Source organism: Vibrio sp. EJY3, assembly GCF_000241385.1.
Classification (GTDB): domain Bacteria; phylum Pseudomonadota; class Gammaproteobacteria; order Enterobacterales; family Vibrionaceae; genus Vibrio; species Vibrio natriegens.
This window is the reverse complement of sequence record NC_016613.1, coordinates 1,888,611-1,903,559: the sequence shown is the minus strand read 5'-3', so window position 1 is coordinate 1,903,559 and position 14,949 is coordinate 1,888,611. Positions and strand designations below refer to the sequence as shown.

Here is a 14,949-nt window from a genome sequence, read left to right as displayed (position 1 = left end):
TGTAATCAAATGTTATTTCCAAAATATATATAAATTGAAACATTCATTTTATTTTAAATAAAGTGAAAGATTGAGTTCATGTAGGTAAATCATCCGATATATTGATCAAAGACAGTAAAACACTAGATAAGGCGTATTTGGACTGTTCATTCTTCACATAAAATGAAAAATTCATTTCAATAAGTTTGTTTCGAATGGTACGTTTAAGAGCAAGTATTTCATCTACTCTTAGAATTCACGACCAATGTAATGATTAAGGAAATAGAATGAGCGCAAGAATCGTATTACCAAGGATTATGCATGTAGGCAAAGGGGCATCACTTCAGGCTGCGGATGTAATGGCAAGCGTAGGTGCATCTCGACCGTTAATTGTCACCGATAAGATGATGGTTCAACTAGGTTATGTAGCAAAAGTTCAAGAGGCGCTAATTGCCCAGGGCATCGAGGCTTCCGTATTTTCTGATACGATTCCAGAGCCAACAGTAAGCTCAATCGAGGCAGGTGTACAAATGGTGCGTGAAGGAGGATTTGACTCCATTATTGCTATTGGTGGAGGAAGCCCAATCGACAGTGCTAAAGCTATCTCGATAGTTGGTAAATTTGGTGGGCAAGTAAGAGATTACAAATTCCCTCGTGATGTTAGCGAAGCCGGGCTTCCGATCATTGCCATTCCTACTACTGCCGGAACCGGCTCTGAGGTCACTCGCTTCACGGTGATTACAGACGATCTACATGACGAAAAAATGTTGTGTTCTGGCCTTGGATTTATGCCTATCGCTGCGCTGGTGGACTACGAACTAACTATGTCACTTCCTCCACGCGTCACTGCTGACTGTGGCCTGGATGCGCTGACTCATGCTATTGAAGCGTATGTTAGTCAAAAAGCGAACCAATTCTCAGATACTCAAGCTCTGATCGCGATGGAAAAAATTGGTAAGAGTATTCGTCAGGCTTATCACAATCCAAAAGATGAAGCCGCGCGCTCTGATATGATGTTTGGTGCGACGTTGGCTGGAGTGGCATTCTCTAATGCATCAGTGGCATTAGTGCATGGCATGAGCCGACCGATTGGTGCGTTTTTTCATGTTCCTCATGGCTTATCAAATGCAATGTTGCTACCTGCTATCACCGAGTTTTCCATTCCAAGCGCTGAGCAACGTTACGCAGAGTGTGCTCGCGCTATTGGTGTTGCTTCTATGTCTGACACCAATGCAATTGCATGTAAGAAGTTAGTCAATGAACTGCGTGCACTAAATACAGAGCTATCCGTTCCTACGCCGTCTCAATATGGCATTGATAAAGAGCGTTTCTTTGAGCTTCTATCAACCATGGCGCAACAAGCACTGGATTCTGGGTCACCAGGTAATAACCCTCGCGTTCCATCTTTAGAAGAAACCATCGAGCTTTACAAAACGGTTTGGAACGAAGGCGAATAGAATAGTCCGAAGTCGACAATCGATTACCGACTAAGCCATACTATTTCAAATCATGTAGCGCGCTCTTCCAAATTGCTTTCCAGCAGCTGAAGAGCGTGTCTATCACCCTAAGCCTGCTTACTCTTGCCTAACTTACACTCACTGCTTTGCCACTCAGTATTACTTCTCTTTACTCGTTGAGAAATGGTGCTTTCCTGCAATTTTGCCCACTTATAAACAAACTTTTCATTTCAAGCTCGCCCAATTACGTAATGTATTTTTCTTACAAGAAGGCATTCCGGCTTAATTTTTTGCTGTGCGCTTACACGGCCTGGCATTCTTTAGCTGAAAAAGTGCTTTGTTTTCGTTGTCCTGAACGCCATGAAACATAGCTTCGGCAGGCTTTAAATTGAATTGTCCAATAAATTCAATTGATTATGCTCTGGCGTGGAAATGTTTATTTTATTTGCCTGTAAATATAAAATATCTATTGCATTTTGTGTGAGCTGGATCTATATTTACTCCCGTTGATGTAGGAAACTTACAAACATTTGGAGAATAAATTATGTACGCAGCTATCGCATATAACACTTACCACATGGTTAAAGACGCTCGCGAGAATCAAGTCGCTTCAGAAGTCGAAGCCGTGAAGAAAGAGAAAAAGCGTTTTTCATTTAAAGCACTTTTCAACAAAGCAGTACTAGAACCACAAACAACTCAAACTGTATAAGGAATAACGATATGTACGGAGCAATCGCATACAACACTTACTACATGGTTAAAGACGCGCGCGAGAATCAAGCTGTCTCAGAAGTCGAAGCGGTGAAGACAGAGAAAAAGCGTTTTTCATTTATGGCTTTTTTCAAAAAAGCAGTACCTGAACCACAAGCAACCCAAATTTTATGAGGAGAATGATATGTACGGAGCAGTCGCTTACAACGCGTACTACATGGTAAAAGACGCGGAAGAAAACCCAGAAACCAATAGCATTAAGATGAACGCGGACCAAAAGCCTTTAGCGTTTCTTTTTAATGAATTTGTACAAAACAACATACCGATGTTGACCAAGAGTAACGGTAGTGAGTTGTATTTTCTGCTACTTCTGGTGACATCATTTACAGTGTTACATGGATAAAATTTAATAAAAACAGTTAATTAAATGATTTTTTAATTTAGAGGTATATAAAAAGCTTACCTCGTATGCTGTCAGTAGTTTAATAGATAAATAGGCAGTAATACTTCGCGGGAATAGTGGAAAGTTGAGTAGTCTACCCGACTAGGGTGTTAAGGCGAGTCTCAAAGCTGGTGGCACTATGACCAAAGGACAGCACAACAGTCAGGTGAACTAAAACGCCAATGTTAGTGTTGATGATGAACTTAAATTACCACCAGATAGAAGCAGCAGGGCAGAATAGTGGCACAGTCCACTATGAAATACTGGATGTACTTCGAGTAGAATCATAACGTATCTCACCCAAAAACATGACTCGCCAGAGTCTGTTCATTTCCAATTTAATCAAGGACGTTCCTGCTGTCAGTCATTGTAGCGAACACCAACCACTCACATTGAATTAAACGCTCTGACTTCAGTGTACAGATTCGACGAGTACAGCGTTTCAGTCGTTTGCGAACCCACACCTAAAAAGTGTCCTTATTTCAAAATACTTTCCGTGGTCCTTAAATATTACCCTTCACTCCCTTAGAGAAACCAACCTAGTTGTAAAGGACTTACTCTGTTTCTAGCTGACGTATGTTTCTTTTTGTGATCTGGCGTTTCAAAAGTGTAAATTAAATTTTTCATAAATATTGAAAATGAAAAATTAATTTCATAGAATGGTTTCGTTCGATAAGGAAAAGCAAACCTGACATCAATAAACGAAGCTCAATTTGACGTTAGAAACCGCTTTTTAAAACAGAAATAGCCATAAGTACAACGCGAAACAAGTCGCTCAGTCAGTCTAAAATAGGAGTTGGTCATGGAGACTATTCATAACTATATCGGTGGAAGCATTCAGGAAAGCCAAAGCGGCAAATTTGCTCCAGTTTTTAACCCAGCTACTGGTGAACAAATTCGCCAAGTCGTTCTTAGCTCAAAGAGTGAAACGGAACTGGCAATTGAATCTGCTGCTAAGGCATTTCCTGCATGGTCGAAAATGTCGCCATTAAAACGTGCTCGAATCCTATTTAAGTTCAAAGAGTTAATGGAAGCTAATATGGACAAGCTTGCCAAAACGATTTCTACTGAGCACGGAAAGGTTTACTCAGATGCAATGGGCGAGCTAACTCGAGGCCTGGAAGTGGTTGAGTTTGCTTGCGGCATTCCTCATCTTCAAAAAGGTGAGCATTCAGCTAACGTGGGTACTGGTGTTGATAGCCATTCACTGATGCAACCACTAGGCGTTTGTGCGGGCATTACTCCTTTTAACTTTCCTGCGATGGTTTCAATGTGGATGTTCCCTATTGCACTTGCGACTGGTAACACATTCGTTCTAAAACCGTCAGAAAAGGATCCAACAACTTCTTTGATTCTGGCTGAGCTACTTTCTGAAGCAGGTCTTCCTGACGGCGTGTTTAATGTAGTTAATGGCGATAAAGAGTCTGTAGATGTACTACTAACGGATCCACGTGTTCAAGCGGTTAGCTTTGTTGGCTCAACACCAATTGCTGAGTACATTTACTCAACGGCATCAGCACATGGTAAACGTTGTCAGGCTTTGGGCGGCGCTAAAAACCACTGTATCTTAATGCCAGATGCAGATTTGGATATGGCAACGAACGCGATTATCGGTGCAGCATTTGGTGCGGCTGGCGAGCGTTGTATGGCTCTTTCTGTGGCAGTAGTCGTTGGTGACGAAACAGCGGATCACCTTATCGATAAACTGCGTACCGGCGTTGATAAAATGACCATTGGCCCTGGCATTGTCGAAGGTAAAGAGAATGATATGGGGCCGGTGATTTCTCAAATTCACAAAGAGAAAATCATTGGTTACATCGACTCAGGTGTAGAGCAGGGGGCTGATCTGCTTATCGATGGTCGCTCTTTGAGTGTTGATGGTTTTGAAAATGGATATTTTGTGGGTCCAACGTTGTTCGACAATGTGTCACCAGAGATGACTATCTATAAAGAAGAGATCTTTGGCCCTGTGCTTGCGATTGTTCGTGTTCCGGACTTTGAAACGGCTATCCAACTGGTTAACCGTCATGAATATGGCAATGGTACGGCAATCTTCACCCGTGATGGTGAAACGGCTCGTCAGTTTAGTGAAAATGTCCAAGCTGGCATGGTAGGTATCAATATCCCAATCCCAGTACCAATGGCATTCCACAGCTTTGGTGGTTGGAAACGTTCTGTTTTTGGTCCATTAAATGTGCACGGTAATGACGGTGTTCGTTTCTACACAAGAATGAAAACAGTATCTAGCCGCTGGCCTGCAAGTGATGTTCGCCTAGAGCAACACTCAAGCTCATTTAATATGCCAACATTAGGCTAATCAAACCTTTTATCCGTTTTGGTAGGGCATGGTAGGGGCCCGGATGGGTTAGCGCGTGGCAGAGCGCGCTACCTTTTTTTCTTTTTGCTGGCGAATAGCCAGCTTTTTTATGCCATTAAGAATATTTCCAGGGTTTATAGATTCACTATAAAGGCTGGTTAATCTCCCGTTGCCCAAACCCAAACCTATGCCTGTTGTTGAACTAAGCAATTTTGCATCTCATCCCGCTATGACCGCATACTCTATTGTCCAACCTTGGAATGAGCAAGGTATCGACGCAGCTTGATTTTATTTGCTTATATGGCCGCTTGGGCTTCCCAATACATGATAAGTTCTGCTATTAATGTTAAAAGTAACAATACTTTGACATAGGATGGGTTCACACAGGGTGTCAGTTGTCTATTCTATCCGATGTGCCAGATTCAATTGATTATAATAACGTGATTTGCGGATATTTTGCTGCTGCAAATCCTTTCTTAATGTGGGGTTAAGCTTTGGCTGGGGATATGAAAGTGGCAAGAATTGTTATTGTAATCACCTTGCTGATGCATGGTGTGTTTTTCATTGCGCTAAAGAATGTATGGCTCCAAGGTAGCGATCGTCACATCATAATGTTCACTGCAGTATGGTTTTGTGGTTCCGTGATATCTTTAATCAGGCTGCGTAAGGCGATTAAAGTTCAGAGTCTTACTTCACATTTTGATAAAATCGGAAGTGCTGTTTTGTGCGTAATTACGCTTATTCCACTCGGTGTGGGAGCTTATTTATTCTCCTCGCTATGAATAGCGTCGATTTGAGGTGGTTTCTGGCAGCGCTCATTTTTAGATACATCAGAGGCATTTTCTCAAGAGTAGATAATGGAACTTCAGCAGATAAATGAAAAACAACTTCATCAATTGATCGCGGATACATCGGGTATAGACATTGAGTTTTGTAACGGTTCTATCCCGCCAAAGCATGTTTTCAATCGTTCAGTTCAACACGCTCAAAACGCGATGGCTGATATATGGTCATTACCTTACATGATGTTATCCCAAGATCATGTCGTTGGTTTTTGCGGCTTTAAAGATGCTCCCAACGCTGGTGAGGTGGAAATTGGATACAATGTAGCGCCACAACAACAAGGTCGTGGGTTGGCAAAGTCTGCCGTTAACCAACTTTGCAATTTAGCGTTCGGCTCTGGTGCCGTTGAAAACGTAGTTGCTTTGATTTCGTCAACGAATCTGGCTTCACGGAATGTTGTCAATGCTAATAATTTCGTGTTTACAGACATGGTGGTTGATGGTGATAACGAAGAGCTCGAAAAATGGGTGCTAAACAAATCGCTTTGGATATAACACGCGTGTGAAAGTGGCGCCCAAGGCATGGGTTTAACATAGCATTCCTATCTACGGTTTAATGGGTTAGGTGGTATGCTACTTCACCACTATCAAAAATAGATGAGCCAACTAAACCTATTGTTATGACACCGATAGAAAGCCAACCAATCGGCTTTTTCGCATATAGCATTGATAATATCGATGCCGTGGCCATAGCCAGAGTGGCAGTCGGGGTCGATGTCATTCGAAACCACCAGTCGATCGTACTTTAATTCTATTGCCACACTATTGGCGCTATAACTAAAGGCATTTCTTAACACATTTTGTATCACGACATGGGCCAGTATTTTATTCACCGATTTTGAATTGAGACTGTATTGAACCGACAGTATGTCAGCCTTGTCTGTTCTTAACTGTTGTAAGCAGTAGTCCAGACTTTCTTGCAACGACAACAATTCTACCTGTTCGGTTTTGGACTCTCGGCTAATAGAAAGAAAAGTGTGAATTAAGGCCTGCATATCTTTATTTGCACTTTCAATTCTACTCAACGCTGGCTGCGCTTTAGCAAGATCCGGTGAGTAGGCGATGACTTCCAATGCCCCCTGTATAATAGTGACTGGCGTTCTGAGCTCATGGCTGGCAAACCGGGTAAAGTTGTGCTCTCGCTCGACGAATGCTCGTATTCGCTGAAATGCGTTAGTAAAACTCCGACTCAACTGACCTAGCTCATCTTGCCTATCCAATACGGCAGGAGGTGAATCAGGGCTGGCACATTCAATATTTTTCTGCAGAGTGGTGATGGGCTTAACAATAATCCGGGTGATGTAAAGACTGGCAATGAGTCCTATGCCCATTAACGCCATTACACCGATAACAACATAGTATTTGAGCCTATTCTGATAAAGGCTTCTCTCTAGATCTTTCTCAGGGAAATAGAGCAGATAAAGCAAGCCATCGGAAAATGGAGAACTGACTACTTGCACGTGCACTTTCGGGTGTTCAATTTCGAATACCCCTTGTTCTGTTAAGCCTGACAAATAAAGTGGTAAGCCTTTATCCGACCCCACAAAGCTGGAAAACATCGGAGAATTAACTTTGACCAGACGACCTTTTTTGATGGAATCATCTAATAAGAAGCGCATTTGCTGATTCAACTTTTGATTGACCAGGCTGTCTGTGTGCAGTTGCGCGTTAATCCAAGCCATTAGTAAAAGGCTAAGGGTTAATAATAAGACCAGCCCCATAATCAAAGCGAAAACTCGGTTATAAAGCCGTTTTTGAAAATATTGACTAGTTAATCTCATTGAGGCGATAACCCTTTCCTCGTACGGTTTCCAGCAATCCTTCAGGCAGTACCTTTCTCAGCCGATAAATATGTGTTCTCAGAACACTACTGTCGATGGTCTCACCATGCCAAAGTTCGTATTCAAGATCTTGTTTATGTACGATACGAGGAGCGGACAGCAGTAGGGTTTTTAATAGTTTGAACAACAATGGGTCCAGCTTTAATCGGTTGTTTTGAAAGAAAGCTTGTTCTGTTTCGGTGGAAAGGGTTAAACCGGAAAAAGTGATCTCGTGACTTCTGCCACCTTTGGATCTTAATGTGAGAGCCTCGAGCCTTGCTAGTAACTCCTGCATAGCAAATGGTTTGACTAAGTAATCATCGCCACCTGCGGCGAAACCAGCCAGTTTATCTTCCAACGTATCGCAAGCGGTGAGAAACAAAATAGGCAGGTGTTCACGACCTTGTTCCCGTATTTTCCTGCACGTAGATAACCCATCTAAGCCAGGCATCATAACATCCAAGATCATTACATCGAATTGGTTCTCGGATAATAACTCGAGAGCTGCTTGTCCTGTGTAAGAAAAATCTACCGAGTGACCCATTATTTCAAGGTATTCACCAATATTCGCCGCGATTTGAATACTGTCTTCGACGATCAATACACGCATCCATCTCCTCCGAAAATCAAATGATGTGCATGGAAAAAGGCTACCTGTGGGGTTAACCATCAGGTAGCCACAGTTAGCCAACTATAGGTTAGTTAACGACAATCTCCCGACCTGCACGACCTGTGCTGGCTATCGAACGTATCTTCACGCCAGCTTTCACTGTTGGCTTGTTTGAATGATCGTAGTTTTGCCAGTTTGTGCCATTGACCGAGTATTGAACGGTAACACCAGGGAAGGCGTTATTAATCGACAGCTTTCCGTTGTTGTCGATTTTCGCTCCAGGTACCGGAAGGCGGTAGGCCACACCTGCGGCATCTAACTTCGCAAACTCTTTATAACCCAGAGTATTGGCAAATTCGGTCCAGTCGTTATCACGGTTTACTATTCGTTTACCCATATGGTCGGTGCCTTTATACCCTGAGGTATTGGTTCGATACGCTTTTTCAGCATCGTACTCTAGTTCCCAGTCCGCTTTTGACCATGCTCGCTCTGCAATGCCTAAAATGCGAGGGAAAACACGGTGATCCAACTGTTCATCAGTACGAACCATTTCCGTCCATACGTGGCCTTGCATGCCTTTAAAGCGCTTTCCATCCTGAAGGGCTACCGTGCTGGCAGGGATTTCGAATGGGTTATTGTCTCTGTCCGTCATGGTCTCCGCATTGGCTGGTAAGTTCTCCGGCATAAAATTAAAGACTTTTTGCGTATCGGTATAACGTCCTGCCCAATAGTTCCCCGGTTCTCTTGGGTCGGCTTCGTATGGGTGGTCAAAGTAGGTGACCTCAGGCAATGACAAGATAACGTTATAACCCGCATTGGCGAGGGAGTGGGCTTCATTGGCACCACCCCAGAATAGGGCTGACCAGGTATAGGCTGAAGCGTCACCAGCAAGCTTGGTTGGGTCCATATAACTGCCATGTTTTAATCCGTCATTCCATGCGGCGAGGTTTAGTTGTTTGGCTTCCAGGATATGGCTGATCCGTTCAATGAAATACCCACCAAGGTCGGCCACGTTATCGATATTATTGGTCGGATCGACAAACAGTGCTCGACACACCGGGGAATCAACCCAAGCTCCGTGGGTTTCATCAGCGCCGATATGATAGTCCACCAGAGGTTGCCCCGCGTTTTTATGTTGTTTAGCAATCTCTGATATGACTTTGTCCATGAAGACAAAGCTCGATTCCATACAAGGGTTAATCGTGTTGTCAGTGTAGTTTTGAACCGAGAAATACTCCGAGCCGTCATGTCTGTCAGTAAGTAGGTACATTTCAGCCGCAGCCATATCTCCAAGTTCCGCATATTTGTGATAGCGCGCTTCCATTGATTTTACGGCTGCTCGAGCATGGCCGGGCATATCCATAGACGGGATAACCTGAATATTACGTGCTGAAGCGAAGGCTAAGATCTCCGCATAATCGTCAACGCTGTAGTAGCCAGAGCCAGATGTGGTGTCATCCGGACCTGAGCCAACTTGTGGTAACAGGCACTGACGTTCGCTCAAATCATGACAACGTTGTGCGCCAACCTCGGTGAGCTCTGGCAAGCCGGGAATCTCCAAACGCCAACCTTCATCGTCTGCGAGATGGAAGTGAAATTTATTCATTTTGTATGCGGCCATTTGATCGAGTACTTTCTTGATCTCAGCCTTTGATTTGAAATTGCGAGCTACGTCCAAATGCATACCTCGATGTTCAAATCGTGGTGCATCGTAATCAATAGTGACTTCAGGAATAGTCTGGCTGCCGACTGTGACGAGCGCCGCTAATGACTGTACACCATAAAATGCACCTGCTGGGTCAGCCCCAACGACCCGGACTTCTTTTGGTGTCACCTTCAGGGTATAGGCTTCCTGCTTAGTCTTTCCTTTAAATGCCTTGTGTTTAGGGTCGACAGAAATTACAACGGGAATCCCTTTATTCGGAGTGACGCCAAGCTGGTTGAAGCGGTGTTCGAGCGCATCTAGCTGGTCTGCCGTCAGGCTATCTTCTTCTATTTTCAAATTTAGCCCAGCGCTGATGTTAACACTGCTGTTATGCACCTTTATATCGATAGGGGAAGGGATGATTTTGGCAGAGACAGATGATAAGCCGAGATCTTTTACTGCAAGGTTTCTTTCATATCGTGTTCCAGCGGTTGCCATGATGCTGCTGTCTTCTGGGTAACGTTGCCACATATTGGCGTCTTCCGGTGCGGTACTGATCAAATCCAGGTAACCGGACAAGTCGGCTAGGCCGTCTCCTTCCTGCGGAATAGTATTTGGAATAACTCGAGCTTCAGCTCCTTGTGCTGCCACGTAGTAGCGAGGCATGTAGTCAGAATCGACGATTTTCCAGTGCTCGGCGTCAAACTGAATTGCGACGGAATCACCTGGTTTCAGGCCTTTAAATTTGCTGGTTGGTACGAGTCGATGAAGATCGCCATTCACGTGCGTAATTTCGAATAAATCTGATTTTGTATCCAAAATACGGCGAAGGTTGGAGAAGTAGATTTCCCAGTCTCCACCAATCTCTTTTTTGCCTTTATTTGTCAGGGTGATCTCAGCGCGATAGCAATATCCTCCGGGACATTTCGCCTTGGTATCAGCTGGCTGATGTTCAATTGATGCGATGTGAACTTCAAGCGAAGAGGCGACAGTATCGACTACCGATTGTATTACTTCTGTCTTTTGTTGATTTTGTTCTGAAGAATAAGCATTACCTGCCAAAAGAGACAGTGAAATTGCAGTCGCAACGGCACTAATATTTACATTCATGTGGAATACCTTAAACGTCGTATAACCTTATTATTTAAAAACCACCAAATCGGAGTCACTATTCGCGCGTTCAAAAACCATCCGCTTGCTCAATACCATTCTTTAGATATTGATAAACAATATGCTTGTATGGTCATATAAAAAGTAAGGACAAACAAGAGCATAGTTTCTTAGCGACCCATAACCTGATCGCATCCTTTTAAATTCCATCGCCTGATCAAACAAATGTTCAGTCGATGTTATCAGCACATACGTGCTCACCGGAATATAAGACTAAGGTGTTCAAGGTGGTGGGAATGTCAAAAAGTCTGTCCTTTATGGATGATTTATCACAGGCTGCGGGGAATGCGACGGACTTCAAATGTTTCCAATTACTAAGTGATTAAGTAATTAAAAATAAACATTTGGTTTTATGATTTAAATCATCTGTTGTTGTTAGGAGCTATCACTTTTTTAATCCGGTCGAATATTTGGAATTTTGTAGTAGTGATTTTCTAACAACTTACTAGCATGTCGTTGATTTCAGGTTGCTAAAGATGGTTAGAAATGAATAAATCACAGTTTGAGCATTGGTCAAAAACGCGGACCAAAGGTTTCCTCCAATATGTATTCTTTAATAGCATCAGTATCTTATTCGTCGTCTTCGCTATTCGTTTTATCATGCATTCTATAAATGGTGATGAAGTGTCAATGATAGACTTTATTATCGAACAATCACTCGAGATGGTAGTCATTCTTTTAGTTCTACCCTTTTCATTTTGGTGCTCATGGGTCATTAAAGAGGCACGATATGAAAAAGAAAAAAGACAAAAAGTGAGCCGTAGTTGATGTTAACTCAAGTTTATGTTTTTAATTGGTATATTGATACTTTATCTGGAGAGTTATGAAGTACTTTCTGTTTTATGATGAGAAGTTGATGAAAATTTATGACTTCTCCAATGCTAAGTTTATCTTTATTGTATACGCGCTAATGTGTACTTGGTCTAGTTTGACGCATAATACGCTGCTATCTGTTTCTACTGCAATCGACCATTATTTTGATATTGATTTAAGTTCTATTTATTCATACGCTGAAGTGTGGACTGGCATTGATTATTTTTCATTGGTTGTATTAGCTCCTGTTATTGAGACAATTATTTTCCAAGTCATTATTCAAAATATTTCTCGTAAAATCACAAGCAGTCTATTTTTATCTGTACTCATTGCGAGCTTTTTATTTTCTCTAACTCACCTGACTAATAATATTGCAAACGCGGTAAATGCGTTAGGTCTGGGAGTAGCGTTTGCAGTGACTTACGAATACTTCCGAGTTAAATATGGGCATTGTTGGGCCACATTGGTTACTATTTTACTTCATGCTTTTTGGAACGCATCTTTGTCTTATTCATTTTATCCAGAAAAACTGATGGGTTCAGGCATGTAAGTTGTGAATATGTATTAGTTCGTTATTTTTCACATAGAAAAGCGAAGTTAGAATTAAAGAAGTTTAAAATTCTATGATCCCAATTTTAAGGTGTGCCATCTTTTAGAAGACCTTCATAGGGTTAATAAAGCGATTCACTACTATTAAAAAAACAGTAATACTCAACGAATATCTCAAAAAAGCTATCCACCACAAATGATACATTACTTAATTGATCTGTGTCAGGTTGCGACCCATTCGTAAATTTATAATTCCTCAATATCGCAAATCAAAATGTGTTGAGAACTATGCAGTATACACTCCATGAGTACCTAGATATCGACCGAATACAAACATTGCAAAACAACTTCAGTCAGTCAATGGAAATCGCATTGGTTGTCGTTGATGCCTATGGTGAACCGGTAACTAAACCTAGTGGCTTTTGTGATTATTGTGCTCAATCTCGAAAAGATCCACAAAAGCAAAAACGATGCTACGAGAGCGATGACGCTGGCGGTCGTGTCGCGATGCAAACTGGTAAACCTGTTGTTTATCGCTGTTATTGTGGTTTTGTAGAGTGTGCCGTTCCAATTATGGTTAACGGCCACTATCTGGGGGCGATGATTTCAGGTCAAGTCAGGGTTGAAGACTGCGACAAAAGCACAATACCCCATATTTTAGAGAACAACAAAATTTGGGAAGATAATGCTGAATTGACTGCGTTGTATGATAAATCAAAAAAGATGGGCTACGAGAGGTTTGTATCGACAGCAAATACCTTGTTTGATGTAGCATCTTACTTGGTAGAACAAGCTCACTCTCGTATTGTGCAAGATGAACTTCATAGAAAAGAGTTAGAGCTAAAAAATGAATTACAAAAGAGTATGGAAATGGAAAGAGCACTGCGAGAAGCAGAGTTTAAAGCACTTTCTTATCAAGTAAGACCACACTTTTTGTTTAATGTCCTCAATACTATTGGGCGGTTGGCATATTTGGAAGAAGCACAAAGAACTGAGGCGATGTTACATAATTTCTCAGATATGATGCGATATCTACTAAGAAAAAGCTCTCGCGGTGTTATAACATTAGGCAATGAAATAAACTATGTGAAGAATTACATGTCCATTCAAAAAGTAAGAATGGGCGATCGATTTGAGTACTCATGCGATATTCCTGAAAAATATTCAAGCATTCCTTGTCCTTTTTTGACTCTTCAGCCATTAGTTGAAAACTTTTTTAATTATGTTGTTGAGCCAAGGGATACTATTAGCCACCTCAACATTACCGCGTTTGATGATGGTCAGGATGTATATATAGAACTACAAGACAATGGTGATGGAATTAGTGATGGTAAAATCCAAGAAATCATTACTGGAGTGCAAAGTTCAAATAATGGAAGTATCGGAATTTACAATATAATAAACAGATCGGAAATGTTATATGGTGAAGGATATAAGCTAAAAATAACCAGCCCAAACAAACCGATGCTAGGGACTAAAATCACGCTTAAATTCCCTATGTCAAATCAATAAAAGAGAGCTCTTATGTATAATATAGTAATAGTTGAAGACGAACTAATTGAAATGGAGTCCATAGAGAGAATTGTATTACAATGTGTCAACAATGCCTTTATATATAAAGCATCAACAGGTAAAAAAGCAATAAAGTTAATTGATGAAATTAAAAATATTGATATGATTCTTGTTGATATAAATATACCACTACCAAATGGTAAAGAAGTCATAGAGTATTTACGTTCTAGACATAAAGAATCCAAAGTCATTGTCACCACAGCTAATGACGATTTTGACATGTTACATGATATGTTTCATTTGAAAATTCAAGACTACTTGTTAAAACCTGTCAGGAAAAACATTTTAATCGATACAATTAAAAAATCACTTGGTGTTGATGAAGACGTGATTGAAAAGTCCAAAGCACTAAAAGTTAATATAGAAAGTATTGTCGAAGAAAAAAATTATGCTATTTGGAATGATTTTGTATTAAATATCATCAATGAAAGTTATCTAAAGAATAAAGAAGATGTTGATGCCAGAGATGATGTAAAGTATTTCTTAGATACATTATGCATCTATCTTGACTCTTTAAGTGACGATTACTCAACCAGTTGCTCTAAGCTATATTCACTGTCAGAAGTAGTAAGTCGTTCTGGTTTACGTGAAGATCTATACCCACAGCTTATCTTTTCTTTGTTTAAAGTGGGTGATGTCATTTTCACAAACTCGTTCAAAAAACATCCCTCTAGTATCGACTTTATAAATAGAGCAAAATTTCATATTGAAAAAGACATATTCAATAATATTACCTTGGATGAAATTGCAGAAAAAACGTTTGTTAGTTCTTGCTATTTAAGTAGGGCATTTAAAAAGAACGAGAATGTAGGATTTTCTAATTACATAACAAAAAGAAAATTAGCAATTGCAAGTGCACTATTAAAATTTAGTAATATGAAAATAAATAAAATATCTTTAGAACTTGCGTGGAAAGACTCTAACTACTTTTGTCGAATATTTAAAAAAGAGATTGGTATATCGCCTTCTGATTACCGAGAAGCATAGTATGAGCAAAGATTAGACATAGCGTTAATTGTATT

Annotated in this window: 12 protein-coding genes; 9 read left to right on the top strand and 3 right to left on the bottom strand. The window is 41.0% G+C overall.

The window, feature by feature from the left end; translation table 11 throughout:
• Positions 1 to 266: 266 nt before the first annotated feature.
• The 6 genes from VEJY3_RS08685 (at position 267) to VEJY3_RS08665 (ending at position 6,243) form a co-directional block, all read left to right on the top strand.
• A complete protein-coding gene (locus tag VEJY3_RS08685) occupies positions 267 to 1,436 on the top strand; it encodes an iron-containing alcohol dehydrogenase (protein WP_014232080.1) in 1,170 nt (389 codons plus the stop codon).
• Positions 1,437 to 1,980: 544 nt separating this feature from the next.
• Complete coding sequence (locus tag VEJY3_RS25830; protein WP_162889686.1) at positions 1,981 to 2,145, top strand: hypothetical protein; 165 nt, start codon at positions 1,981 to 1,983, stop codon at positions 2,143 to 2,145.
• A gap of 11 nt (positions 2,146 to 2,156) precedes the next feature.
• Positions 2,157 to 2,321 carry a hypothetical protein gene (locus VEJY3_RS25825; RefSeq protein WP_020336440.1) on the top strand — a complete coding sequence of 55 codons (165 nt, stop codon included), beginning with the start codon at positions 2,157 to 2,159 and terminating at the stop codon, positions 2,319 to 2,321.
• 10 nt (positions 2,322 to 2,331) lie between these two features.
• Positions 2,332 to 2,550 (top strand): hypothetical protein, encoded by a 219-nt coding sequence (locus VEJY3_RS08680; RefSeq protein ID WP_014232079.1) that lies wholly within the window; start codon positions 2,332 to 2,334, stop codon positions 2,548 to 2,550.
• Positions 2,551 to 3,391: 841 nt separating this feature from the next.
• A complete protein-coding gene (locus tag VEJY3_RS08675; protein WP_014232078.1) occupies positions 3,392 to 4,906 on the top strand; it encodes a CoA-acylating methylmalonate-semialdehyde dehydrogenase in 1,515 nt (504 codons plus the stop codon).
• Between the two features lie 857 nt (positions 4,907 to 5,763).
• On the top strand, positions 5,764 to 6,243 hold the full coding sequence (locus VEJY3_RS08665; protein ID WP_014232076.1) for a GNAT family N-acetyltransferase: 480 nt from the start codon (positions 5,764 to 5,766) through the stop codon (positions 6,241 to 6,243).
• A gap of 92 nt (positions 6,244 to 6,335) precedes the next feature.
• Here VEJY3_RS08665 and VEJY3_RS08660 read toward each other — a convergent pair whose 3' ends face one another.
• From VEJY3_RS08660 to VEJY3_RS08650, 3 genes are all read right to left on the bottom strand, one after another.
• Positions 6,336 to 7,529 (bottom strand): HAMP domain-containing sensor histidine kinase, encoded by a 1,194-nt coding sequence (locus VEJY3_RS08660; RefSeq protein WP_014232075.1) that lies wholly within the window; start codon positions 7,527 to 7,529, stop codon positions 6,336 to 6,338.
• The gene (locus VEJY3_RS08655) at positions 7,516 to 8,178 is read right to left on the bottom strand and encodes a response regulator transcription factor (protein ID WP_014232074.1); all 663 of its coding nucleotides are present in this window, start codon (positions 8,176 to 8,178) and stop codon (positions 7,516 to 7,518) included. Before VEJY3_RS08655 ends, VEJY3_RS08660 begins: the two co-directional genes overlap by 14 nt.
• 88 nt (positions 8,179 to 8,266) lie before the next feature.
• The gene (locus VEJY3_RS08650; protein WP_014232073.1) at positions 8,267 to 10,933 is read right to left on the bottom strand and encodes a beta-N-acetylhexosaminidase; all 2,667 of its coding nucleotides are present in this window, start codon (positions 10,931 to 10,933) and stop codon (positions 8,267 to 8,269) included.
• Positions 10,934 to 11,849: 916 nt separating this feature from the next.
• Between VEJY3_RS08650 and VEJY3_RS08640 the strand changes: the two genes are divergently transcribed.
• From VEJY3_RS08640 to VEJY3_RS08630, 3 genes are all read left to right on the top strand, one after another.
• Entirely contained in the window at positions 11,850 to 12,356 is a 507-nt protein-coding gene (locus tag VEJY3_RS08640; RefSeq protein ID WP_237708161.1) for a CPBP family intramembrane glutamic endopeptidase, read from the top strand.
• Between the two features lie 359 nt (positions 12,357 to 12,715).
• The gene (locus VEJY3_RS08635; protein ID WP_269465672.1) at positions 12,716 to 13,867 is read left to right on the top strand and encodes a PocR ligand-binding domain-containing protein; all 1,152 of its coding nucleotides are present in this window, start codon (positions 12,716 to 12,718) and stop codon (positions 13,865 to 13,867) included.
• A 12-nt stretch (positions 13,868 to 13,879) separates the two neighbouring features.
• On the top strand, positions 13,880 to 14,914 hold the full coding sequence (locus tag VEJY3_RS08630; protein ID WP_014232069.1) for a response regulator: 1,035 nt from the start codon (positions 13,880 to 13,882) through the stop codon (positions 14,912 to 14,914).
• Positions 14,915 to 14,949 lie beyond the last annotated feature (35 nt).

What these genes read in the sequence shown, in the direction of transcription:
- VEJY3_RS08680 (WP_014232079.1), top strand. Translation starts at nt 2,332, where the DNA reads ATGTACGGAGCAGTCGCTTACAACGCGTACTACATGGTAAAAGACGCG.
- VEJY3_RS08675 (WP_014232078.1), top strand. Translation starts at nt 3,392, where the DNA reads ATGGAGACTATTCATAACTATATCGGTGGAAGCATTCAGGAAAGCCAA.
- VEJY3_RS25825 (WP_020336440.1), top strand. Translation starts at nt 2,157, where the DNA reads ATGTACGGAGCAATCGCATACAACACTTACTACATGGTTAAAGACGCG.
- VEJY3_RS08665 (WP_014232076.1), top strand. Translation starts at nt 5,764, where the DNA reads ATGGAACTTCAGCAGATAAATGAAAAACAACTTCATCAATTGATCGCG.
- VEJY3_RS08655 (WP_014232074.1), bottom strand. Translation starts at nt 8,178, where the DNA reads ATGCGTGTATTGATCGTCGAAGACAGTATTCAAATCGCGGCGAATATT.
- VEJY3_RS08660 (WP_014232075.1), bottom strand. Translation starts at nt 7,529, where the DNA reads ATGAGATTAACTAGTCAATATTTTCAAAAACGGCTTTATAACCGAGTT.
- VEJY3_RS08630 (WP_014232069.1), top strand. Translation starts at nt 13,880, where the DNA reads ATGTATAATATAGTAATAGTTGAAGACGAACTAATTGAAATGGAGTCC.
- VEJY3_RS08635 (WP_269465672.1), top strand. Translation starts at nt 12,716, where the DNA reads ATGGAAATCGCATTGGTTGTCGTTGATGCCTATGGTGAACCGGTAACT.
- VEJY3_RS08640 (WP_237708161.1), top strand. Translation starts at nt 11,850, where the DNA reads ATGAAAATTTATGACTTCTCCAATGCTAAGTTTATCTTTATTGTATAC.
- VEJY3_RS25830 (WP_162889686.1), top strand. Translation starts at nt 1,981, where the DNA reads ATGTACGCAGCTATCGCATATAACACTTACCACATGGTTAAAGACGCT.
- VEJY3_RS08685 (WP_014232080.1), top strand. Translation starts at nt 267, where the DNA reads ATGAGCGCAAGAATCGTATTACCAAGGATTATGCATGTAGGCAAAGGG.
- VEJY3_RS08650 (WP_014232073.1), bottom strand. Translation starts at nt 10,933, where the DNA reads ATGAATGTAAATATTAGTGCCGTTGCGACTGCAATTTCACTGTCTCTT.